General features: G+C 63.0%; 2 protein-coding genes. Both read right to left on the reverse strand.

Annotation, left to right across the window (positions count from 1 at the left end):
* The coding region (locus ACPQ6D_RS23765; protein WP_423226836.1) for a DUF1156 domain-containing protein at positions 1–755 on the reverse strand (755 nt) is incomplete at its 3' end.
* A 73-nt stretch (positions 756–828) separates the two neighbouring features.
* Positions 829–1,467: a DUF4276 family protein gene (locus tag ACPQ6D_RS23770; RefSeq protein ID WP_423226837.1), complete on the reverse strand. Its 639-nt coding sequence runs from the start codon at positions 1,465–1,467 to the stop codon at positions 829–831.
* Positions 1,468–1,562 lie beyond the last annotated feature (95 nt).

A 1,562-nucleotide genomic window follows, 5' to 3' on the forward strand; every position in this document is an offset into this window, starting at 1 on the left:
TTCTGGCCCACGAGGGGCTTCAGGTCGGGCCGCTCCTGCGCCATCTCCCGCGTGATCTCGATCTTCGGGTACAGGTGGCCGATGCGCTTCTCGGCCTCATCGCGCATCCACTTCCCGTAGTAGCGCACATCCTCCGCCAGGCCCTGGGCGCCGCGCCAGGTCTGGGCAAGTAACCGGCTCTCTTTGCGCGCTTCGGGGTTCACTGGAGGCCGGCCCGCGAACTTGGGCGGGATCTCAATCATCGCCTTGTTGATCAGCACCGCCACAGGGTTCAGATCGCTGGCGTAGGCTTCCAACCCCAGCCGCTGCGCTTCCAGCGGCAGCGCGCCGCCGCCGGCGAACGGATCATGGAAAGCAGGCAGCTTGTCGGGGTTGAATAGCTCGGCGGCACGCGGATGATCGCGGTTGTCCGCGCAGGTCACACGCCATGACTTCCAGATCTCATCGCGAGCCTGGTTGAGCACCTCCTCGTTCGTCGTGTTCTCCCACAGCACGAGCTGCTCGATCAAGCGGAAAAGCCGCTGGCGCTCGACTTCTTGCGCCTTCTCCGTGGGGAAGCGCTCTGGGTGGGCCGAGGGGTCGTCCACCATCTGGCTGAAGATCACCGCGCGCGCCGCGGCCAGTGGTCGCCGCGCCCACCACAGGTGCAGGGTGGACGGGTGGCCGTGGCGAATGGATTTCTCTCGCGCGCTGGCGACATTGATCGCCTCCAGCGGCAGGGCGACTTCGATCAGTTTTTTACGGCTGGTGGGCATGGCGATGTCCCGATCTATTGGCACGTCTTAGGGAGTTATGAACCATTATGAACAATGTATGGATCATCATGACTTACTCGTGCTCATCAGCAGGTTGACTTGGCGGCGGAGGAGTCGTTGGCCGGATAGTGATCTCCGTGATCAGCCGATTCATCTCACGCCAGCATTTGTCGAACGAATCGGCTCGACGCGCCGCGGCCAGGTCGAAAACCGCGGCCAGCGCCGGTTGATCCAGGGTTTCGACGTAATGACCGTTGCCGATCATGTGATCAGCCAGCCATTCCTTGGCGCCACGCACACTTTCGGGTTGAGCAGGCGGCTCCAACTCTATTCGCAGACCACGGCGGCCAGCCAGCGACTCGGCGGCCGCCAGGAACCACGCCTCGAACTCCTGTTTGGCTAAAACCACCGAGATCGGAACATCTCGACGCACGGCGCGTGCACGACCGAGCAGGTCTGGCCCCAACACGGCAGGGCAGTCCTCGTCGCTATCCAACAGAATCAGGATGGCGCCAGCGCCGCCGACCTTGCGCGCCGCCAGTTCGACCGCCCGCTCCAGTTCTCCGGTCTGCAGGAGCTTGTTCTTGGTAATACGGATCGGTTGTTCGACCTGCAGATCGAGGGCCGGATCGAAGGTGCTTGCCAGACGACGTAGAAGGATCGGGACTGCTTCCACATCTCCGTGACCCTCGACGATACAGGCAAGGCGCATCACGCATCTCCTTTGTCGAATAGGCGCAGTTGCCGGCTGCTCAGTTCCCTGGCGGCGGGATCCGGCGCCAGCTGGTTGAGACGCAGTAGTTCGCC

Origin of the sequence: Candidatus Amarolinea aalborgensis (assembly GCF_900491745.1) — a bacterium.
GTDB lineage: Bacteria > Chloroflexota > Anaerolineae > SSC4 > Amarolineaceae > Amarolinea > Amarolinea aalborgensis.